Raw genomic sequence first — 21,725 nt, forward strand, 5'->3', positions numbered from 1 at the left:
GTCAATGAGCGGCGGACTTCCGTTTCCCGCATCCCGCAAGTCGTTACCGTCGTCGACGGTCTTCCTGATTCTCGCCGCCGCCACACTGCTGTCCGGCTGCGGGCTGCTGCCGGTCCAGAATCCGCCCGCGCCGATCAGCGAGGCGCTCGTCGAACCGATCGAGGAAACCGCCGGCGAGCCGCTGACGATGCCGCCCGTGCCGGCGCCGACGCACCCGGAGGAGCCGGAAGCGCCGAAGAAGCCGCACCGCGAAGTGACGCGGCCGAAACCCGTGCAGCGCCCCGAAACACCGACGCCGCCGCCACCGCCGCCCGCGCCGATCGTCGCGACGCGCCCGCTCGACCGCACCCAGATCCATGCGCTGCTCGACAGCGAAGTCGCGCGCCGCAACGGCAAGGTGATCGGCCGCGCGGTCGACATGGTGACCGACGCGAGCGGCAAGCCGCGCGAGATGATCGTCAACCTGCAGGGCTTCATGGGCATCGGCGACCGCAAGGTCATCTTCCCGTGGAGCGTGTTCCGCTTCACGCCGGGCGGCAAACAGGAGCCGATCGTGCTCGACGTGCCGTCGGGCGACCTGCCGCCGGCCGCGCGGCCGAAGGCCGTGCCGCTGTCGGGTTCGGCCGCGGCCTCGCCCGCGACGCGGCTGCCGCTGCTCGACAGCGACGTCGAGCGCCCGAACGGCACGAAGATCGGCCGCGTCGTCGACGTGCTGATCGACCGCGCCGCGCAGCCGCAGGCTGTCGTGCTCGACCTCGGCGGCCTCGTCAATACCGACCGCCGCTCGATCGCCGCGAGCTGGGGCGCGCTGCGCTTCGTCACACGTGACAAGGCGCTGCACCCGCAGCTCGACCTGAACGACGCACAGATCAAGGCGGCGCCGCCCTACGCGACCGACAAGCCGATCATCGCGGTCTACCCGCCCGTTGCCCCGGCCCCGGCTTCGTCTGCGAGTGCCGCCCGATGACGATCAAGCATTCCGTCACCGCACGCAGTCTGCGGTCCCTCGACTGGCTCAACTTTTTCGTTGCAAACGTTCAAACCGGGTTCGGTCCGTTCATCGCGTCCTATCTCGCGTCGCACAAGTGGACGCAGGGCGAGATCGGCATGGTGCTGTCGATCGGCACGATCAGCGCGATGGTCAGCCAGGTGCCGGGCGGCGCGGCCGTCGATGCGCTGAAGAACAAGAAAGGCGCGGCCGCGTGGGCGATCGCGGCCATCATCCTGTCCGCGGTGCTGCTCGCGTCGAGCCCGACGATCGTGCCGGTGATCGCCGCCGAGGTGTTCCACGGTTTCGCCAGCTGCATGCTCGTGCCGGCGATGGCCGCGATCTCGTTCTCGCTCGTCGGCCGGGCCGATCTGGGCGACCGGCTCGGCCGCAACGCGCGCTGGGCGTCGATCGGCAGCGCGGTCGCGGCGGGCCTGATGGGGCTCACCGGCGAATACTTCTCCGCGCGCGCGGTGTTCTGGCTGACCGCCGTGCTGGCGCTGCCCGCGCTGTTCGCGCTCGCGATGATCCAGCCGACGCACGAAGTGATTCCGCAGTCGTCGAAACCCGACGATCACCACGACGAAGCCGGCGAGCGCGAAACGCTGCTCGAACTGCTGCGCGACCGCCGGATGCTGATCTTCGCGGCATGCGTCGTGCTGTTCCACCTGTCGAACGCGGCCATGCTGAACCTCGCGGCCGGCGAAGTCACGGCCGGGATGGGCGAGAACGTTCAGCTCGTGATCGCCGCGTGCATCATCGTGCCGCAGGCGATCGTCGCGATGCTGTCGCCGTGGGTCGGCCGCTCCGCGCAGCGCTGGGGGCGGCGGCCGATCCTGCTGCTCGGCTTCTCCGCGCTGCCGGTGCGCGCGCTGCTGTTCGCCGGCGTCAGCAGCCCGTACCTGCTCGTGCCCGTGCAGATGCTCGACGGCATCAGCGCGGCCGTGTTCGGCGTGATGCTGCCGCTGATCGCGGCCGACGTCGCGGGCGGCAAGGGCCGCTACAACCTGTGTATCGGGCTGTTCGGGCTCGCGGCCGGAATCGGCGCGACGCTCAGCACGGCCGTGGCCGGCTACGTCGCCGATCACTTCGGCAACGCGGTCAGCTTCTTCGGGCTCGCGGCCGCAGGTGCGCTCGCGGTGCTGCTGGTCTGGCTCGTGATGCCCGAAACCCGCGTCGACAACGGCGATGCGGCGGCCGACGAGCCGGCGGCCGCCTCGCCCGAACAGGCGCACTGACGGCGGCGCGCCGCCGCGACCCGCTTCTTGGCCGACTCACGATGGATACGATCAGGACACTCAACGAAGCCCGCCAGCAGATCCAGCAGTCGATCTTCGATCTGTTCAAGGGGCTGTCATTCAGCGAACGGCTTGTGCAAGGCGGGCTGATGGCGCTCCAGGCCGTCTGCGGCGCGTGCCTCGCGTACGCGATCGGCCGCGCGATGCATACCGAGCAGGCCGTGTGGGCGGCGATCACCGCGATCGCCGTCACGCAGCACAACTACTCGGACACGATGTCGCTGTCGCGCGACCAGTTCATCGGCGCGATGGTCGGCGGCATACTCGGCTTCGCCGGTGCGGCGCTGGGCGGCGACCGTCTCGTCGCGTATGCGATCACGGTCGCGGTCGTGATCGTCTGCTGCTGGTGCCTGAACATCGGCAGCGCGGCACGGCTCGGCGGCGTGACCGCGACGATCGTGCTGCTGTTTCCGGGCAATGGCCCGCTGTGGGACGTTCCGCTGATACGGCTCGGCGAAGTGACGCTCGGCACCGTATGTGCGCTGGGGGTGTGCTGGGTGATGTCGAGAATCGAGCGGCGCTGGTTCCGCCACGCGGAAGCAAAGTGACGCGGCGCCGGGCAACGCGCCCGGCAGCCGGAAGAACGACCGGAAAGCAGCGAGACGGTTACGGACCGACCCGCAGCACGACGCCCGAGCCGATCTGCACGAGCAGGTAATCGCCGCCGATGCCGACCCAGTGATAGCCGCGCGGCGGCGCGCTCAGGTGGTAGCCGCGCCAGTCGTCGACCACGTACTGGCGATCGCGGAACTCGTCGGGCAGCCGATCGCCCTTGTGCCAGTCGCGGTGCGGCTGGTCGGCCCAGCGCGGCGGCACGTTGTCCTCGTGGTGCATCTGGCCGGGCGGCGTGCGCTGCGGGCCGTGGCCACGCTGCATGCCGTGATTGTCGTGATTGTCGTAGTTGCCGTGATCCTGCGCCATCGCCGCGGTCGCGGCGCAACCGGTTGCGATCAGGGCGGCCAGCATCATGCCGTGCATCTTCTTCATTGTCCTTCCCTCCGTGTTGTCACGTCGAACAAGAAACGACCGGGCCTGCCCAATGAAGACTAGCACACGGCATCGCACGGCCGCATGACCACCCGTTACGCCGCCTGCTGCTGGTACTGGATCCGGTGCAGGTGCGCGTAGAGTCCGCCGTGGCGCAGCAATTCGTCGTGGCTGCCCTCTTCGACAATCTTGCCGGCCTCGAGCACGAGGATGCGGTCCGCACGCTCGATCGTCGACAGCCGGTGCGCGATCACGAGCGTCGTGCGGCCTTCCATCAGCCGCTCGAGCGCCGCCTGCACGTGGCGCTCCGATTCCGAGTCGAGCGCCGACGTCGCTTCGTCGAGGATCAGGATCGGCGCGTCCTTGTAGATCGCGCGCGCGATCGCGAGCCGCTGGCGCTGGCCGCCGGACAGCCGCATCCCGTTGCCGCCGACCAGCGTGTCGAGCCCGTCGGGCATCGCGGCGACCGCATCGGCGAGGTTCGCGGCCTCGAGCGCGGCCTGCACGCGGGCGCGGTCGGGCGTCTGCCCGTACGCGACGTTTGCGGCGATCGTGTCGTTGAACAGCACGACGTCCTGGCTGACCATCGCCATCTGGCTGCGCAGCGCGTGGAGGTCGTAGTCGGAAACCGGCACGCCGTCGACCAGGATCGCGCCGTCCGTCTGGTCGAAGAAACGCGGCAGCAGGTTCACGAGCGTCGTCTTGCCGCTGCCGGACGGGCCGGCCAGCGCGATCATTTCACCCGGCGCGACCTTGAACGAGATGCGGTCGAGCGTCGGCCGCTCGGCCGCGCCGTAGTCGAACGACACGTTGCGGAATTCGATCTCGCCCCGCGCATGCTCGAGCGGCCGGCCGCCGCCCTGCGGCTCGGCCGGCTCGTCGATCAGCCCGAAAATCAGCTCGGCGGCCGTCATCCCGCGCTGCAGCGGCTGGTTGACGTCGATCAGGTGCTTGAGCGGCGAGATCACGAGCAGCATCGACGTGACGAACGCGACGAAGCCGCCGACCGTCGTCTGGTCGTTCGACGACTGCATGACCGCGATCGTGATCACGACCGCGAGCGCGATCGATGCCAGGAACTGCGTGAGCGGCTGCGCGAGGCCGCCCGAGATCGTCATGCGCATCGCGTAGCCGCGCAGACGCTTGCTCATCGTCGTGAAGCGGTCCATCTCGTACGCTTCGCCGTTGTGCACCTTGACGACCTTGTAGCCGGCAACCGTCTCCTCGACGATGTACGACAGCTCGTTGGTCAGCGTCTGGTGCTCGCGGTTCAGGCGGCGCAGGCGACGGTTGATCTTGCTGACGAGCCAGCCGATGCCCGGCAGGATCACCGCGACGATCAGCGTGAGCCGCCAGTTCAGGTAGAACAGGTAGCCGAGCAGGAAGATCACCGTCAGCGAATCGCGCACGAGGGTCACCATCACGCCGGTCAGCACCGACAGGATCTGGTTGACCTCGAACACGATCGCATTGATCACCGTGCTCGCGGTTTCGCGCTGAAAGAACGACGCGCCGGTGTGGAGCATCCGCTGGAACATCTCGAGCCGCAGTTGCAGCAGGATGCGGTTCGATACGTAGTTGAGCAGGTAATTCGACGTGTACTGCGATACGCCGCGCACGAGCGCGAGGCCGATCACCGCGATCGGCACGTACCATTTCGCACGGTCGCTGCCGTGCGAGCCGAAGCCGTGGTCGAGCAGCGGCTTGAGCAGCGCCGGGATACCGGCTTCGGTGGCCGCGACGACGCCCATCGTCATCACGGCGAGCACCACGATGCCGATGAGCGGCCGGATGTACGGCCACAGGCGCTTGAGGACCGTGACCGGCGAGGTGCCGGTGCCGTCCATCGGTTTGCGAAGAGTGTTCTGGGTTTCCAAGGCAATCCTTCTTGAGCCGCGATGCGGCGCCCGGCGCGTGGCCGCCCGGGCGTTCGCCCCTGTCGGGCGGGTGCCGAAAAGGGCTCAACATTATAGCCGCACCGCCCCCGGCGGCACGGGCGCAGCCGATGCGGCCGCCGGCCGGGCCGCGGGTATACTGCCGCTCACCGTTTTCTCCGCTTTCCCGACGACTTCATGGCTGAACCCTCCCTCGGCGTCGCCCTCATCGCCCTCAACGCGTCCGCGCGGCTCGCGCAGTGCCTCGATGCGCTGTCGTTCGCCGAAGATGTCGTCGTCATCGACGGCGGCAGCACCGACGATACGGTCGCGATCGCGCAGGCGCACGGCGCGCGCGTGATTGTCGAGCGCGACTGGCCGGGCTTCGGCCCGCAGAAGAACCGCGCGCTCGACGCGCTCGGCACCGACTGGATCCTGTCGCTCGATACCGACGAAGTCGTCACGCCGGAACTCGCGCGGTCGATCCGCGACACGATCCGCGCGCCGGCCGCGCAGGTCTATGCGGTCGACCGGCTGTCGAGCTTCTGCGGCCAGTGGATTCACCACAGCGGCTGGTATCCGGACTGGGTGCCGCGCCTGTTCCGGCGCGGCACCGCGCGCTTCTCGGACGATCTCGTGCACGAACGGCTCGTGTTCGACAGCGCCGCGCAGCGCCTGTCCGGCAAGCTGATGCACTACTCGTACGAGGACTTCGAAACCGTCGTGCGCAAGCTCGACGCGTATTCGACGGCCGGCGCGCGCCAGCGCCGTGCGGCCGGCCAGCGCGGCGGCTTCGGCAAGGCGCTCGCGCGCGGCGCCTGGGCATTCGTGCGCACCTACGTGCTGCGGCGCGGCTTCCTCGACGGCCGCGCGGGCTTCATGATCGCCGTGTTCAACGCGGAAACCGTGTATTACCGCTTCCTGAAGCTCGGCCACGTACCGGCCCGCTAGGCGCCCGCCCGGCGCGCGGCCGGCCCGGCGTTACAATGCCGGGTTGCGCGCACCATGCGTGCCCGCCCGAGCGGCTGCGCTGCGCGCCGCCCGCCACGACGACCACCGAATCCGACCGCCATGTTCTCCATCATCATTCCGACCTGGAACAACCTGCCGTACCTCAAGCTCGTCGTCGACAGCCTGCGCCGCCACTCCGCGTATGACCACCAGATCATCGTGCACGTGAACGACGGCTCGGACGGCACGCTCGACTGGGTGCGCAGCGAAGGGATCGAGCACACCGCGTCGCCGACCAACATCGGCATCTGCCACGCGGTCAATTTCGCCGCCGCGCGCGCCACGCGCGACTACGTCGTCTACATGAACGACGACATGTTCTGCTGCCCGGGCTGGGATGCGGCGCTCGTGCGCCGCATCGAACAGATGCCGACCGACCTCTTCATGCTGTCGGGCACGATGGTCGAGCCGGTCGACACGCGCAACCCCTGTGTCGTCGTGAGCAATTTCGGCCGCGACGCCGAGCACTTCGACGCGGCCGGCCTCGTCGCGGCGACGCCGAAGCTCGTGCGCGCCGACTGGCTCGGTTCGACCTGGCCGCCGACGCTCGTGCACCGCGACTGGTGGAACCGGATCGGCGGCTACAGCAGCGAGCTGTCGCCCGGCATGAGCAGCGACAACGACTTCTCGATGAAATTCTGGGATGCCGGCTGCCGGATCTTCCTCGGCGTCGGCGACAGCCTCGTCTATCACTTCCAGCAGAAGAGCACCGGCAAGATCGTCAAGAACGACGGCCGCCGCCAGTTCCTGAACAAATGGGGCATGACCCAGGCGACGTTCGACCGCTACTACCTGCATCGCGGCGAGCCGGCCGGCACGCAAATCGTGCTCGACACGCCGGCCGTCGAAGGCCGCCTGAAGCGCGCGCTGCTGCGCTCGCGGATCAAGCGCGCATTCAGCTGATCGCGCCCCGAAAACAGCACGGAAACGCCGCCTCCTTCGCGTATACTGCGCCGTTCGTCCCGGATCTCCCGCCGGGATGCACGGCGCGGGGCACGATGTCCGCACGCCGCATTCGTCCATTCGACAGGTTCCGATGCTTTCGTTTTCCGCTCCCGCCACGCGGCGCCTGACCGCCGCCCGCGCATTCGCCGTCGCCGCGCTCTGCATGGTGCCCGTCTCGACCGCGCTGACCAACGTGTTCTGCGGGCTGTTCGCCGCGGCGCTCGTGATTTCCCCCGAATTCTGGCGTGATCTTCGCTCGTTCGTCACCGAGCCGGCTTCGCTCGCGGCGCTGCTGATCCTGGCCGCGCTGGCCGCCAGCGTCACGTATACGGTCGCGCCGCACAGCAAGGCGTGGAACTGGGTCGCGAAGTACGACAAGCTGCTGCTGCTGCCGTTCGCCGCGCTCGCGTTCCGGCATTCGAACTGGGCGCCGATCGTGCGGCGCTGCTGGTTCGGCACGCTGTGCGTGATCCTGTTGCTGTCGACGACCAACTATCTCGGACTGACGTCGATCGGGCCCGCGCACGCGACCGAGCTGCCGCTGTCGCGCGCGTGGGTGTTCAAGAACCACATCGCCGCCGGCATGTTCGGCGCGCTGCTCTTCTACCAGGCGGCCGATCTCGCGTTGGCGGCCCGCACGACGTTGTCGCGGATCGCGTATGCGTTCATCGCCGCATGGTCGCTCGTCAACGTGTTCGTGATGCTGCAGGGACGTACGGGACAGGTCATCGCGCTGCTGCTGATCCTCGTCGTCGCCGTGCGTTTCGTGCTGTTGCTGCGCCGGCAGTCGGCGCTGCGCGCGGGGCTCGCCGCCGGCGTGCTCGTCCTGGCAGGCGTCGGCCTCGTGGTTGCCGCCTGCACGGTTCACAACGGCAGGCTGACGAAGGTCGTGACGGAAGTGCAGCAATACCGGCAGAGCGATGCGGCCACGTCGACCGGGCTGCGCCTCGAGTGGTACAAGAAGGGGCTCGAGCTGTATCGCCAGCGTCCGGTGATCGGCTACGGCGCAGGCGGTCTCGAATCCGAATTCGAACGGCTCACGGCCGGCAAGACGGCGGCCGAAGGCCAGCTCACGTCGAACCCGCACAACGAATACCTGCTGATGGCCGTGCAGCTCGGCTCGCTCGGCGTGCTGCTGTTCATCAACCTGATCGTGCAGATCGCGCGCGGCAGCCGTGCGCTCGATCCGCGCTCGCGGCACCTGCTGCTCGCGTGGCTCGCGATCTTCACGATCGGCAGTCTCGCGAATTCGCTGCTGCTCGATTTTGCCGAAGGCCACCTGATCGTACTGCTGGCCGGCATCCTGCTCGGTTGCGGCGAACGCAGCGAGGCGCTGCCGCGCGAGACGTCGGCGATCCGGCGCAGCGCGTAACGCATGCAGGCCCGCGCTCGGCTGCCCTGCCGGGCCGGGTTCGGCGGCAGCGGACGCCCGCCATCGACGCGGTGAGCCTCGCGGCTTGCCGCGAAGCCGGCTTCCTGCAAATGAAGAAAAACGCGCGTCAGTCGGATCCGGCGCGATGCAGCCGCGACGTATCGACGACGGCGTCGGCCGGGCCCGGCGGATTCAGCCCGAGCATCTCGGCGGCCGCGGCCTTCACGCGCTGCGTACCGAGATTGACGAGGCAGTCGCTGCGGCTGTCGACGTGACGCTCGCAGCCTTCGTGCCGGCACGGCACGCACTCGCCTTCCCCCTGCAGCAGCCACACGTTCCCGTGCCGCCCCGAACCGCGCAGTTGCCACGGATTCTCGGTGGCGGGCCAGTGCTGCGGCCATGGCCCCCAGCGTACGGGATCGGACGGGCCGAACAGCGCGATCGTGTTGGTGCCCGTCGCAGCCGCGACGTGTGTCGCGCCGGTGTCGGGCCCGATGAAGAGCCGCGCGCGCCGCACGAGCTCCGCGCTCTCGCCGAACGTCAGGCGGCCGACCAGGTTCAGCACGTCGCCGCCTGCTTCGGTCGCGACCTGCTCCGCATATTCGCGCTCATTGTCGGCCGGGCCGCCCGACAGCGCGATCGCGAAGCCCTGCTCGCGCAGCCAGCCGATCATCTCGACCCAGCCGTCGAGCCGCCACTGCTTGTAACGGAACATCGGATAAGGATGCAGGACGACCAGCGGCTTGCCGGCGCGGATCGCCGGCGACTCGGCGAGCCACGCATCGAAGCGCGCGCGCCGTGCGGGATCGTCGCCGATGCCGGGCGCAACGACCTCCGATACCGGCTCGATGCCGATCACCGGCGCAAGCGCCAGCGTACTGACGACCGTATGCGCGGATTCGTGGTGATTGATCGCGATCCCGTTCAGCATCATCCGTGTGAGCCACGTGACCCGATTCGGATCGACGAGGCCGACCCGCTTGCGTCCGGCGAACCAGCTATAGAAACGCGGCCGGTCGGAGCTGAGTGCGGCGCACGCGAGATCGTAGCGGCGCCACATCGACAGCGCATCGCGCAGCCGCTCGCGAAATCCCGCGCGCTGCGCGACGACGATCACGCGCCGCACGTCCGGATTGTGCTCGAGCACGCCCTCGGTACCGCGAAACACCAGCATGTCGATCTGCGCATCCGGCCAGCGGGCTTTCAGCGAACGCACGAGCGGCGTCGTCAGCAGCACGTCGCCGATACGGCGCGGTGCGGCTACGAGGATGTTTTTGGGCGGGCGGGCGGTAGAAAACAGGGCCACGGCGATCGTCTAGCTGGCTGAACAAGGCTGGCAATGTACAGGATTTTGCCGCAGCCGGCGCGGCGCACCGGCCGCGCATGCCGCGCTGATGCGTCCCCGCCGGCATTCGCGCCGCGCGAGGCGCACCCCGCGCTACGACGCGATCGTCATGATCGCGGGCGCGGCGGCCGCCGATTGCGCGAGCCGCGTGTCGGGCACCGGTTCATCGCGATGGCCGGCCTGCGACAGCAGATGGCGCACGGCGCGCTCGACCGCATCGATGCCGATCGCATCGACGGTCGCGCCCGCGCGCAGGATCACGTGCGGCACGCCGAGCGGATGCCAGCGCAGGTACTTCTCCGGCCGGTCCTCGAACAGTGCGGCAACCGGCACGCCGAGCGCCGACGCAAGATGGACGGGCGCGCTGTCGGCCGAGACGATGACGTCGAGCAGGCTCGCGGCGGCCACCAGTTCGGCGACCGACTTCGGCGCGACATGGCGCGCATTCACGTCGCGCCACGTGTCGTCCCCGGAAGCCTTGCCGACGGCCGGATCGCGAAACACGATCACGTCGGCGAACGGTGCAAGCCGAACGCCGAGGTCGCGCCAGTGGTCTGCCGGCCAGCGGCGCTCGACCGCCTTGTTCGACACGAACAGCCCGATGCGCGGCTTCGTGCGTGGGCCGAGCAGGCGATGCCACGCCTCCTGCAGCGTGCCATCCGGATGAACCGACAGCTCGAGACGGTCGAGATCGGCGCGGCCGAGTTCCGGCACGAGCCGGAAGCCCGACAACGCCTCATGACACATCGGCCGTTGCGTGACGTGTTCGGGCTTGCGATCGTCGAATTCGGTCTCGGCATCGTGCCAGCGGCAATCCTTCGCGCGAAGCTGGCGCGCGAACTGCATGCTGCTGCGGTGCATGCCGCCATTCGGCACGACCACGAGGTCGAACCGCAAGCGGCGCAGACGGCGCACGAGCCCCATCCGGTCGAAAAATGCACGCATCCGTCCGGGACGGTCGTTGCGCTCGCACTGGCGACTGTAGACGTACGTGTGGATCGCGTGCACGTCCGGGTTTCCGGCCAGCGCGGCAGCGTTGTAGCGGTTCGCGACCACATGCAGTTCCGCGCCGGGCCAGCGCTCCTTCAACGCGCCGAGAAAGGCCGTCGTACACAGCATGTCGCCCAGAAAATCAATCCGGATCACGAGGATCCGCTGCGTCGGGTTCCCATTGGCCATGGTCATGTGGTGACAGTCAGTTTTTTGTCGTCGCGACGGACCGTTTCACGGCATCCTGGTCCGGTGCGGCCGAACCGCGCATGCTGCTCGAAGCACGGATCAGCCCCCGTTTATGTGCGCGATACCCGCGCCAATCTCGGGGCGAACCCTCGGCAGGCGCCGCGTTCGTGCGACTAGCGCCGGATTGTATAGCGTCCGGATGGCCAGCCCAAGGCCCGATTACCCTCAGACGTGAAAACGGCCCGCTGCACCGCACAATGGCGATGCAGCGGGCCGCCGGTCGCGACAGCCGTCGACGCGGGACGCGTCAGTACGTGATTTCGACGACGCTGCCGTCGAACGTCGCGCGCAGTTCCGCCAGCAGCATGTCGCTCGGCTTCACGCGCCACGCGTCGCCGAGACGCATTTCGCCCTGCGCGCGCGCGTTGCTGTAGTGGATCTGGACCGCGAGCCCGTTCGGCAACGGCGCCTGCGGGCGTCGGCCGCCGTCGCGCCCGCCGCCACGCGGTGCGGGCGCTTCGACCGCATTCGCGGCCGGATCGTCCTTCGACACGTGCGGCTCCAGCACGCGGCGCAGCGCGACCGCGTCGGCGTTGCCGTTCATCGTCAGCCGCACGGCCTGCGCATAGCGGCTGCGGGCGCGCTCGAGATCCATCACGGTATCGGTCGTGAAGCGGATGCCGCCCGTGAAGGCGTCGTTGCGCGCCTGCCCCTGCACGATCAGCAGCTCGTCTTCCTTGAACAGCGCCTTGTTCGCCTCGAACTGCTCGTTGAAGATCGTGATCTCGCACTGGCCCGACCCGTCGTCGAGCAGCGCGATCAGCATCTTGCCGCGCTGGGTCATCTGCGTGCGCAGCGACGCGATGATGCCCGCGACGAGCTTGTCGCGCCCTTCCTTCAGGTCGCCGACCTTCTGCCGCACGAAGCGGCGCACCTCGTCGCGATACGCGTCGAACAGGTGGCCGGACAGGTAGAAACCGAGCGCGCCCTTTTCTTCCTGCAGGCGACGCTTGTCGTCCCATGCGGGTTCGTCGACGAGCGCATGCGCGTGCGGCGACTCGGCGCCCATGTCGAACAGGCCGGCCTGCATCGCGTTCGCTTCGGCCTGGTCGGCCGCTTCCATCGCGAGCGGCACCGACGCGATCAGCTGCGCACGGTTCGCGTTCAGCGAATCGAACGCGCCGGCTCGGATCAATGCCTCGACCGTGCGGCGGTTGACGATGCGTCGATCGATCCGCTCGCAGAAGTCGAACAGGTCGGTGAACGCCTTTTCCTCGCGGGCACGCAGGATTTCCTCGATCGCGTTCTGGCCGCTGCCCTTCACGGCGCCCAGGCCGTAGCGGATCGTGCGCGAGCGCTTGCCGTCGGCTTCGGCGACCGGCTCGAAGCGGTAGTGCGACTGGTTGATGTCCGGCGGTAGCACGGCGAGGTTGTTCACGGCGCAGTCGTCGAACAGGATCTTCACCTTGTCGGTGTCGTCCATCGCGAGCGTCATGTTGGCCGCCATGAATTCGGCCGGATGGTGCGCCTTCAGCCACGCGGTGTAATACGCGAGCAGTGCGTATGCGGCCGCGTGCGACTTGTTGAAGCCGTAGCCCGCGAACTTCTCCATCAAGTCGAAGATCTCGTCGGACTTCTCGCGCGTGAGGCCGTTCGTCGCCGCGCCCTCGGCGAAGATCTCGCGATGCTTGGCCATTTCCTCGGGCTTCTTCTTGCCCATCGCACGACGCAGCAAGTCGGCGCCGCCGAGCGAGTAGCCGCCGATGATCTGCGCCATCTGCATCACCTGCTCCTGATAGACCATGATGCCGTAGGTCTCTTTCAGGACGGGTTCGACGCGCGGATCCGGATAGTCGACCTTCTCGCGGCCGTGCTTCCGCGCGCAGAAGCTCGGGATCAGGTCCATCGGGCCCGGACGGTACAACGACACGAGCGCGATGATGTCCTCGAAGCGGTCGGGCTGCGCATCCTTCAGCATGCCCTGCATCCCGCGGCTTTCCAGCTGGAACACGGCAACCGTGTTGGCCTTCTTCAGGATCTGGAACGACGCGGCGTCGTCGAGCGGCACCTGCGCGAGCGACCAGTCGGCCTTCGCCGGATCGAGGCGGCGGATGTAGCGCTCCGCCCAGTCGAGGATCGTCAGCGTCGTGAGGCCCAGAAAGTCGAACTTCACGAGGCCGACGGCTTCGACGTCGTCCTTGTCGTACTGGCTGACCACGCCGCCGTCGTCGCCCTGCGTGTACAGCGGGCAGAAATCGGTCAGCTTGCCGGGCGCGATCAGCACGCCGCCCGCGTGCATCCCGACGTTACGCGTCAAGCCCTCGACGCGCTGCGCGAGATCGAGCAGCTGGTGGACTTCGTCCTCGTGGTCGTAGCGCTCCTGCAGTTGCGGCTCTTCCTTCATCGCGTCGGCGATCGTCACGTGCTTGCCCGGCTTGAACGGGATCAGCTTCGCGATGCCATCGGTGAACATGTAGCCGAGGTCGAGCACGCGGCCGATGTCGCGCACGGCCGCCTTCGCGGCCATCGTGCCGAACGTGGCGATCTGCGATACGGCGTCCGCACCGTACTTCTCCTTCACGTACTGGATCACGCGGTCGCGGCCGTGCTGGCAGAAGTCGATGTCGAAGTCGGGCATCGACACGCGTTCCGGGTTCAGGAAACGCTCGAACAGCAGGTTGTAGCGCAGCGGATCGAGGTCGGTGATGCCGAGCGCGTATGCGACCAGCGAACCCGCGCCCGAGCCGCGGCCCGGACCGACCGGCACGCCGTTGTTCTTCGCCCAGTTGATGAAGTCCGCAACGATCAGGAAGTAGCCCGGGAAGCCCATCTTCGTGATGGTCCCGCACTCGAATTCGAGACGCTTGTAGTACGTGTCGCGCTGCGCATCGCGCTCGGCTTCGACCGGATACAGCTGCACGAGACGGGTCTCGAGCCCTTCTTTCGACAGCTGGACGAGGTAGTCGTCGAGCGACATGCCGTCCGGTGTCGGGAACAGCGGCAGTTTCGGCTTGCCGAGCTCGAGCTTCAGGTTGCAGCGCTTCGCGATTTCGACCGTGTTCGCGATCGCCGACGGCAGGTCGGCGAACAGCGCGGCCATGTCGTCCTGCGTGCGGAAATACTGGTCGGTCGTGAAACGCTTCTGGCGCCGCGGGTTCGCGAGGATGTCGCCTTCCGAGATACACACGCGCGCTTCGTGCGCGGTGAAGTCGTCGTCGGTCATGAACTGCGTCGGGTGCGTCGCGACGACCGGCAGCTTCAGCGCCACGGCGAGCGTGGCGGCCTGCTGGATGTACGCCTCCGCACCCGGCTGGCCGTAACGCTGCAGCTCGATGTAGAAGCCGCCCGGGAACACCTTCGCCCAGCGCTCGGCGTGACGGCGCGCGGCTTCTTCGTTGCCCGCGGCGAGCGCGAGCCCGATATCGCCCTGTTGCGCGCCGGACAGCGCGAGCAACCCCTGCGCGAGCTCGCCGTCGAGCCAGCTTGCGTCGAGCTCCGCGCGGCCGCGGTACTGGTTCGTGAGCCACGCCTTCGACAGCAGCTCGCAGAGATTCAGGTAGCCGACCTTGTCCTTGACGAGCAGCAGCAGCCGCGACGGCTTGTCGCGATCGTCCGGATTGGCGATCCAGACGTCGCAGCCGGCGATCGGCTTGATGCCCTTGCCGCGGGCTTCCTGGTAAAAACGGACGAGGCCGAATGCGTTGCCGAGATCGGTGAGCGCGAGCGCGCCCTGACCGTCAGCGGCCGCCGCCTTGACGATGTCGTCAATGCGCACGATGCCGTCGGCAATCGAGAATTCGGAGTGAACGCGAAGATGGACGAAGCGGGGATCTGACATGGGCGCTATTGTAGCCGCCCCGCCGCGCCGGCTGCCCAAAAAATCCCCGCGCCGGCCGTTCGGTCGATGGACGCGGCGACACGTCGCGCGGCTGGCCGAACGGCCGGATGCCGGTGCGCGCGCGGTTTGCGGGATAATACGGTTTTTCGAATCAACGCCCCGGCTTCGCACCCTTTTTTGCGGGCCGCCGTGCGGCCGTTTTCCCGTCGGACCATCATGACCATCGTCAACCTCGCCGCCTACCACTTCGTGTCGCTCGACGCGAACGAGCAATGGCGCCCGCTCGTCACCGCCCGCTGCAACGAACTCGGCCTGCGCGGCACGATCCTGCTCGCGCCGGAAGGCATCAACCTGTTCATCGCCGGCACGCGCGAAGCCGCAGACGCCTTCGTCGCGTACCTCCGCCACGATCCGCTGTTCGAGGGCAAGTTCGCGACACTGCAGTTCAAGGAAAGCCTGTCCGACTCGCAACCGTTCCGCCGCATGCTCGTGCGCCTGAAGCGCGAGATCATCACGATGAAGAAGCCCGCGATCAAGCCGGAACTCGGCCGCGCGCCGTTCGTCGACGCGCAGACGCTGAAGGCGTGGCTCGACCGCGGCCACGACGATACGGGCCGCCCGGTCGTGATGCTCGACACGCGCAACGCGTTCGAGGTCGACGTCGGCACGTTCGACAACGCGCTCGACTACCGGATCGACAAGTTCAGCGAATTCCCGGAAGTGATCGACGCGAACCGCGCCGACCTCGAAGGCAAGACGGTCGTGTCGTTCTGCACGGGCGGCATCCGCTGCGAGAAGGCCGCGATCCACATGAAGGAAATCGGCATCGACAACGTGTACCAGCTCGAAGGCGGGATCCTGAAGTATTTCGAGGAAGTCGGCGGCGCGCACTATCACGGCGACTGCTTCGTGTTCGACTACCGCACCGCGCTGAACCCGCAGCTCCAGCCCACCGAGAACGTCACGTGTTTCGCGTGCCGCGCGGTCGTCACGCCGGAAGCGCAACAATCGCCGAGCTACGTGCCCGGCAAGTCGTGCCCGGCCTGCGCGCAGGCAGCCAGCGCCGCGTAAGCGCGCGACCCGCGCCCCGATGAACGGCTATCGCGGCCGCTTCGCGCCGTCGCCTACCGGCCCGCTGCACTTCGGCTCGCTGGTCGGTGCGCTCGCGAGCTGGCTCGACGCACGCGCCCACGGCGGTACATGGCTCGTGCGCATCGAGGATCTCGACGGCCCGCGCACGGTGCCCGGCGCGGCCGACGACATCCTCGCGACGCTCGCGCATTTCGGGATGACGCCCGACGAGCCGCCCGTCTGGCAAGACACGCGCGATACGGCCTACTCGGTCGCGCTCGAGCAGCTCGTCGCGGCGGGGCTCGTCTATCCGTGCGGCTGCACGCGCAAGGAAATCGCCGACTCGCTGCGCGCCGCGCACGAACGCCACACGACGCTCGCCTATCCGGGCACCTGCCGCACCGGCCTGCACGGCAAGCCCCCGCGCGCATGGCGGCTGCGCGTGCCCGATGGCGACGACGCGATCGTCAGGTTCGACGACCGCTGGCAGCACCCGCAAACGCAGAACCTCGCGACCGAAGTCGGCGATTTCGTGCTGAAACGCGCGGACGGCCAATGGGCGTATCAGCTCGCGGTCGTGGTCGACGATGCCGACGCGCGCATCACGCACGTCGTGCGCGGCGCCGACCTGCTCGATTCGACTGCGCGCCAGGTCTACCTGCAGCGCTGTCTCGGCGTGCCGACGCCCGACTATCTGCATGTGCCCGTCGTCGCCGATGCGAATGGCGAAAAGCTCAGCAAGCAGACGGGCGCGACTGCGCTCGAACGCGACGATCCGCTGCCGGCGCTGCGGGCGGCCGCCACGCATCTCGGCCTGGCGGACGGCGGCGTTCTGGCGAGCCATGCGATGGACGCGTTTTACGCGGCCGCGACCGCTGCATGGGCGCGTCGCTTCGGGCCCCGCGCCGGCTGAATCACCGGCAGGAGCGCGGCCCGTACCGGCCGCGCTCCTGCCTGTTTGCGCCGAACCCGGTCGCATGAAACCGTGACGAAAACCCGGGCGCCGCGCATCCAGCCGCCCTCACGCGCACGCCCCTTCCCGATCGCTTCGCCCAATGAAAAACGGGCACATGCTCATCGCATGTACCCGTTTCCTCGGCAGCGCTCCCGCGCCGCCTCGACTGCTTGAGTCGTCCGGTTACGCAGACGGCTTGCGCGGCATCCCGAACCCGCCAAGCAGCGCCGCAACCTGACGCTTCGGCCCCTTCTTCTCGGGCTGCTGCGGCTGTGCGTCGTCCGCCTGCTTTGCCGGTGCCGACGGCTCGTACGGCTTCAGGAAGAAATCATCCACCGGCGCTTCGTGGCGACGGGGACGGCCACCACGCTCGGCACCGGCCGACCGGTGTCCCGACGCGCCACGATGCTCTTCGCGATCGCGACGACCACCCCGATCGCCACCGCGTTCGCCGTGGCGATCGCCGCCACGCTCACCACCGCGCTCGCCGCCACGGTCGTCGTGACGCTGGCGTGCCGGCTTGTCGAGCGCGAGTGTCTGCACTTCAAGCGGACGCTTGATCAGCTTCTCGATATCGGCAAGCTGCTTGCGCTCGTTCGGGCTGCACAGCGACAGCGCATCGCCCGTCGCACCCGCACGGCCGGTACGGCCGATCCGGTGCACGTAGTCTTCCGCGCTGAACGGCAGGTCGAAGTTGATCACGGCCGGCAGCTCGGCGATGTCGAGGCCGCGTGCGGCCACGTCGGTCGCGACCAGCGCCTCGATCTCGCCGCGCTTGAACGCGTCGAGCGCCTGCATCCGCTCGAGCTGCGTCTTGTCGCCGTGAATCGCCGACGCGACCACGCCGTCGCGCTCGAGGTTGCGCGCCAGGCGGCTCGCGCCGATCTTGCTGTTGCAGAACACGATCACCTGCTTCAGGCCGCGATCGCGCAGCAGTTGCACGACGGCCGCCTGCTTGTCGCCTTCGGCGACGTCGTAGACGATCTGCGTGACGTTCGCGTTCGTCGAGTTGCTGCGCGCGACCTCGATCGTCTGCGGGTTGCGCAGATAGGTCGATGCGAGCTTCTTGATTTCACCCGAGAACGTGGCCGAGAACAGCAGCGTCTGACGATCCTTCGGCAGCAGGTTCAGGATGCGCTGCAGATCGGGCAGGAAGCCCATGTCGAGCATCCGGTCGGCTTCGTCGAGCACGAGGATCTGCACCTGGCCGAGGTTCGCCGTCTTCTGCTGCACGTGGTCGAGCAGGCGGCCCGGTGTCGCGATCAGGATCTCGACGCCGCGGCGCAGCTCGGCCGACTGCGGGTTCATGTCGACGCCGCCGAACACGACCGCGCTGCGCAGCGGCGTGTGCTTCGCATAAGCGTGCACGTTCGCGGCGACCTGGTCGGCGAGTTCGCGGGTCGGCGTGAGGATCAACGCCCGCACCGGGTGGCGCGCCGGCGACGCGCTCGTATTGGCTTGCGGCAGCAGGCGCTGGATGATCGGCAGCGAGAAACTCGCAGTCTTGCCGGTACCCGTTTGCGCGGCGCCCATGACGTCGCGGCCGGCGAGCACGACCGGAATGGCCTGCGCCTGGATCGGCGTCGGCGTCGTATAGCCCTGCTCCACAATGGCTTTCAGGATATCGGCGGCAAGGCCGAATTGGTCGAAGGTTGCGTCGACGGGCTTGGCGACAGAATCGGACATGGTGGCGTTTCGCTCAAAAGGCGCGGCGGGGACATCGTGCGTCAGGCCAGCCGGGCCTGCGCTCATCACAATTCGGAAATAGACGGAGCCGCGGCGCGCCGCGCGGCGCCGCTCTGGCGCTTGGGACCGGTTCAATGAGAACGCTGGACGCCAGGCCGTGCGGACTCCGTTCGGCGCGAATGCCGGCGGAAAGGGCCGTATTGTAGCACTGCGCGGCCATCTGTCCGTGACAACGCCGCGAACGGCCACAGCGGCGGTTCGCAGGCGAGCCTGCAGCGGCCCGTGCGGGCGATGGACAGCCCGACCGGGCTATCTCGATCGGCTGGCGAGCCATATAAGGGGACCGATCCTGGATGATCGTACCCGAACGCCCGTGGCAGGCCCGCGTACCGGGCCTGCCCGTCCGCAGCCGGTCGCTACGCGCGAATACGATCCGCGATCGCGCCCGGCGCTCAGCCCTTCTTCTTTTTCTTCTCGACCTGCACGCAGTCGCCCAGCAGCGGCGGCGAATTCTGGTCGGCGATCTCGTCGCGCAGCGTCGCTTCCTTGCCCTTCGTCCACCACGTGTAGCGGCCGGCCTGGTAGCGTGCACCCGACGCCGACACCGTGTCGACGAACAGCATCTGCTTCCCGTTGACCGGCACGAGCGCGAAGCTCTGGCCGTTGCCCGCGAGCCAGTACGACACGCGCACGGGCTGCTTCTGGTTCGCGCATTGGTAGACGGTCTGCTGGCGTGCATCGGCGTCGATTTCCTCGACGGTCAGTTGCGCGGCGTGCGCAACGGAAACGGCGGTGCCGGCAAGCGCGAGCGCGGCGAGGGTTTGGCGGATCATGCAGGTCCTCTCACGAGACGGGTGGAAACGCGCCCGCACGGGGCGCGCGGTTATTGTTTGTGGGTGATCGGGCCGGGTGCCGGGATCAGGGATCGATGACGCCGGCGCACGCATCGGTCGGCGCCGCCGCGATATGGCCGACGAGCGGCACGATCTTGAGTCCGGCCGATGCCACGCGGCACGGCGCGGCCGCGAGGCCGCACCCGGCGAGACTCGCTACGAGCGCCAGCGCGGCACCCAGCTTTCCGAAACGCAACCATCTCGATACCATCGTGCTCTCCTTGTTCCGTCAGCGCGCCGACACGGGCCGGACGGCCGCGGCAGCGCGCTTGGCGCGCTCGCGGGCTTCGTCGACGGTCGCGCCGGTCGCCAGCGCGACGCCCATGCGCCGCTTCGCAAAACTTTCCGGCTTGCCGAACAGGCGCAGGTCGGCGCCCGGCACCGCGAGTGCATCGCGCACGCCTTCGAACGCGATCCCGCGCTCGTCGAGCCCGCCGTAGATCACGGCCGACGCGGCCGGCGTACCGAGCGCCGGATCGACCGGCAGCCCGAGAATCGCCCGTGCGTGCAGCTCGAATTCCGACTGGCGCTGCGACGCGAGCGTGACGAGGCCCGTATCGTGCGGCCGCGGGCTCACCTCGGAGAACCATACGTCGTCGCCGCGCACGAACAGCTCGACGCCGAACATCCCGCGCCCGCCGAGTGCCTCGGTGACCTTGTGCGCGATTTCGCGCGACTTCTCGAGCGCCGCCGCGCTCATCGGCTGCGGCTGCCACGACTCGACGTAGTCGCCCGCGACCTGCACGTGGCCGACCGGCTCGCAGAAATAGGTGCGCGTGCCGAGCGTCGCCGGGTCGATCGCACGCACGGTCAGCTGCGTGATCTCGTAATCGAAATCGACGAAGCCCTCGACGATCACGCGGCCGTGGTTCACGCGTCCACCCGCCATCGCGTAGTCCCATGCGGGCTTCACGTCGGCTTCGGTCTTCACGACCGACTGCCCCTTGCCCGACGAAGACATCACGGGCTTCACGACGCACGGCATGCCGATTGTCGCGATGGCCGCGCTGAACGCCTCGAACGAATCCGCGAACGCATACGGCGACGTCGGCAGGCCGAGTTCCTCGGCGGCAAGCCGGCGAATCCCTTCGCGGTTCATCGTGAGCTGCGTCGCACGCGCGGTCGGGATCACTTCGGCAAGGCCGGCCGCCTCGATCGCCGCGAGCGCGTCGGTCGCGATCGCCTCGATCTCGGGAACGATCAGGTGCGGGCGCTCGGCCTCGACGATCGCGCGCAGCGCGGCCGCGTCCGTCATGTCGATCACGTGTGCGCGATGCGCGACCTGGTGGCCCGGCGCATCCGGATAGCGGTCGACCGCTATGACTTCGACACCGAGACGTTGCAACGCGATGATGACTTCCTTGCCGAGCTCGCCGGCGCCGAGCAGCATGACGCGCGTGGCCGAGGGTGAAAGCGGCGTACCGAGCCGCTGACCGATCTGCATGTGATTTCCCGCTTCAAATGGAGGACGAAAACGGCTCCGATGTTAACACGCAGGATCGCGCCGGTTTTGGGCGTTGCGCCGCGCCGGCGCGCGCCCGTGCGAGGCGCGTGGACGGGGTGCGAACGTTTTCACGCGTGAAGTGTCGGCTCGCCTGCCGCGGGGCGGGTGCGTTACTCTTACGCCTTGATCAGAATCCGATGAGGAACGAGGCTCATGTCCTACCTGTCCGCAGCCGCACGCGCACGCACCGGCCTGCTTCGCCCGTTGCGCGCGCCGCTCTGCGCGTTGACGCTTGCCACGCTTCTCGCCGCCTGCGCGATGCCGACCCATCCCGATTCCGCCGCCCCCGCGCCCGACCCGTACAACCCCGCCGCCGTCCAGCTGCTCGACGACACCAGCTGGGAGCTCACGAGCTGGGTGAACGCCGACGGCACGCAACGCGCGATCCCGCACGGCGACAACGGCGAGCCGATCAAGCTCGCGCTGTCGACCGATTCGGGCATCCGGCGCGCCAGCGGCTTCTCGGGCTGCAACCGCTACGCGGGCACCTACGCGATCAAGAACGGCCTGCTGAGCTTCGGCCCGCTCGCCGGCACGCGGATGGCCTGCCCGAATACGCTCGGCGGCCAGCTCGAATCCGCCTACCTCGACGCGCTCGCCCACGTCGACAAGACCGGTGTGCAGATGCGCGCGCCGCAGCAATTGCAGATCGTGACCAACGCCGGCGCAACGCTGACCTTCACGCACCGGAGCCCCTGATGCAGCGTGCGCGCGAAGGCCGACCGACCACCTTCGCGTTGCGCGTCGCGCGCGCGTGCCGAACGCACGCGCCGCTCGGC

At 68.4% G+C, this 21,725-nt stretch carries 18 protein-coding genes; 9 read left to right on the forward strand and 9 right to left on the reverse strand.

From position 1 onward, the window contains the following. Positions 1-4 precede the first annotated feature (4 nt). Genes AC5LXK_RS12380 through AC5LXK_RS12390 form a run of 3 tightly spaced genes read left to right on the forward strand, consistent with a single transcriptional unit; the run spans position 5 to position 2,834 of the window. Positions 5-967 carry a PRC-barrel domain containing protein gene (locus AC5LXK_RS12380; protein WP_493389074.1) on the forward strand — a complete coding sequence of 321 codons (963 nt, stop codon included), beginning with the start codon at positions 5-7 and terminating at the stop codon, positions 965-967. Then, complete coding sequence (locus AC5LXK_RS12385; protein WP_493389075.1) at positions 964-2,226, forward strand: MFS transporter; 1,263 nt, start codon at positions 964-966, stop codon at positions 2,224-2,226. The genes AC5LXK_RS12380 and AC5LXK_RS12385 overlap by 4 nt, the downstream gene beginning before the upstream one ends. A gap of 41 nt (positions 2,227-2,267) precedes the next feature. Then, positions 2,268-2,834 (forward strand): FUSC family protein, encoded by a 567-nt coding sequence (locus tag AC5LXK_RS12390; RefSeq protein WP_493389076.1) that lies wholly within the window; start codon positions 2,268-2,270, stop codon positions 2,832-2,834. Between the two features lie 58 nt (positions 2,835-2,892). Here the strand turns inward: AC5LXK_RS12390 and AC5LXK_RS12395 are convergent, their stop codons facing one another. Continuing rightward, positions 2,893-3,273 (reverse strand): RcnB family protein, encoded by a 381-nt coding sequence (locus tag AC5LXK_RS12395; protein ID WP_493389077.1) that lies wholly within the window; start codon positions 3,271-3,273, stop codon positions 2,893-2,895. Positions 3,274-3,368: 95 nt separating this feature from the next. Then, positions 3,369-5,120, reverse strand: a complete 1,752-nt coding sequence (msbA, locus tag AC5LXK_RS12400; protein ID WP_493389078.1) for a lipid A export permease/ATP-binding protein MsbA — start codon at positions 5,118-5,120, stop codon at positions 3,369-3,371. A gap of 225 nt (positions 5,121-5,345) precedes the next feature. Here msbA and AC5LXK_RS12405 point away from each other — a divergent pair, with 225 nt between their 5' ends. The 3 genes from AC5LXK_RS12405 to AC5LXK_RS12415 all read left to right on the forward strand — a co-directional run bounded on the left by AC5LXK_RS12405 (position 5,346) and on the right by AC5LXK_RS12415 (position 8,475). Next, entirely contained in the window at positions 5,346-6,098 is a 753-nt protein-coding gene (locus AC5LXK_RS12405) for a glycosyltransferase family 2 protein (protein WP_493389079.1), read from the forward strand. Between the two features lie 120 nt (positions 6,099-6,218). Further along, a complete protein-coding gene (locus tag AC5LXK_RS12410) occupies positions 6,219-7,061 on the forward strand; it encodes a glycosyltransferase family 2 protein (RefSeq protein ID WP_493389080.1) in 843 nt (280 codons plus the stop codon). A gap of 133 nt (positions 7,062-7,194) precedes the next feature. After that, positions 7,195-8,475, forward strand: a complete 1,281-nt coding sequence (locus AC5LXK_RS12415) for an O-antigen ligase family protein (RefSeq protein WP_493389081.1) — start codon at positions 7,195-7,197, stop codon at positions 8,473-8,475. Between the two features lie 127 nt (positions 8,476-8,602). Here AC5LXK_RS12415 and AC5LXK_RS12420 read toward each other — a convergent pair whose 3' ends face one another. From AC5LXK_RS12420 to dnaE, 3 genes are all read right to left on the reverse strand, one after another. Continuing rightward, positions 8,603-9,781: a glycosyltransferase family 9 protein gene (locus tag AC5LXK_RS12420; RefSeq protein WP_493389082.1), complete on the reverse strand. Its 1,179-nt coding sequence runs from the start codon at positions 9,779-9,781 to the stop codon at positions 8,603-8,605. Between the two features lie 132 nt (positions 9,782-9,913). Continuing rightward, entirely contained in the window at positions 9,914-10,999 is a 1,086-nt protein-coding gene (locus AC5LXK_RS12425; RefSeq protein WP_493391221.1) for a glycosyltransferase family 9 protein, read from the reverse strand. 307 nt (positions 11,000-11,306) lie between these two features. Continuing rightward, positions 11,307-14,837, reverse strand: coding sequence for a DNA polymerase III subunit alpha (gene dnaE, locus AC5LXK_RS12430; RefSeq protein WP_493389083.1), 3,531 nt, complete (start codon positions 14,835-14,837; stop codon positions 11,307-11,309). 216 nt (positions 14,838-15,053) lie between these two features. Here dnaE and AC5LXK_RS12435 point away from each other — a divergent pair, with 216 nt between their 5' ends. Together AC5LXK_RS12435 and gluQRS are read left to right on the forward strand one after the other, a co-directional pair. Next, positions 15,054-15,908: a sulfurtransferase gene (locus AC5LXK_RS12435; RefSeq protein WP_493389084.1), complete on the forward strand. Its 855-nt coding sequence runs from the start codon at positions 15,054-15,056 to the stop codon at positions 15,906-15,908. Positions 15,909-15,927: 19 nt separating this feature from the next. After that, the gene (gene gluQRS / locus AC5LXK_RS12440) at positions 15,928-16,821 is read left to right on the forward strand and encodes a tRNA glutamyl-Q(34) synthetase GluQRS (RefSeq protein WP_493389085.1); all 894 of its coding nucleotides are present in this window, start codon (positions 15,928-15,930) and stop codon (positions 16,819-16,821) included. 225 nt (positions 16,822-17,046) lie between these two features. Here the strand turns inward: gluQRS and AC5LXK_RS12445 are convergent, their stop codons facing one another. The 4 genes from AC5LXK_RS12445 to purT all read right to left on the reverse strand — a co-directional run bounded on the left by AC5LXK_RS12445 (position 17,047) and on the right by purT (position 20,886). After that, positions 17,047-18,549, reverse strand: a complete 1,503-nt coding sequence (locus AC5LXK_RS12445) for a DEAD/DEAH box helicase (protein WP_493389086.1) — start codon at positions 18,547-18,549, stop codon at positions 17,047-17,049. Positions 18,550-19,001: 452 nt separating this feature from the next. After that, complete coding sequence (locus AC5LXK_RS12450) at positions 19,002-19,382, reverse strand: MliC family protein (protein WP_493389087.1); 381 nt, start codon at positions 19,380-19,382, stop codon at positions 19,002-19,004. An 85-nt stretch (positions 19,383-19,467) separates the two neighbouring features. Continuing rightward, positions 19,468-19,653, reverse strand: a complete 186-nt coding sequence (locus AC5LXK_RS12455; RefSeq protein ID WP_493389088.1) for a DUF6726 family protein — start codon at positions 19,651-19,653, stop codon at positions 19,468-19,470. A gap of 18 nt (positions 19,654-19,671) precedes the next feature. Next, positions 19,672-20,886 (reverse strand): formate-dependent phosphoribosylglycinamide formyltransferase, encoded by a 1,215-nt coding sequence (purT, locus tag AC5LXK_RS12460; protein WP_493389089.1) that lies wholly within the window; start codon positions 20,884-20,886, stop codon positions 19,672-19,674. Between the two features lie 213 nt (positions 20,887-21,099). On the opposite strand from purT, the gene AC5LXK_RS12465 reads away from it, so the two are divergent. Beyond that, positions 21,100-21,645, forward strand: coding sequence for an META domain-containing protein (locus AC5LXK_RS12465; protein ID WP_493389090.1), 546 nt, complete (start codon positions 21,100-21,102; stop codon positions 21,643-21,645). Positions 21,646-21,725: the final 80 nt, after the last annotated feature.

It is taken from the genome of Burkholderia pulmonis, assembly GCF_984667975.1.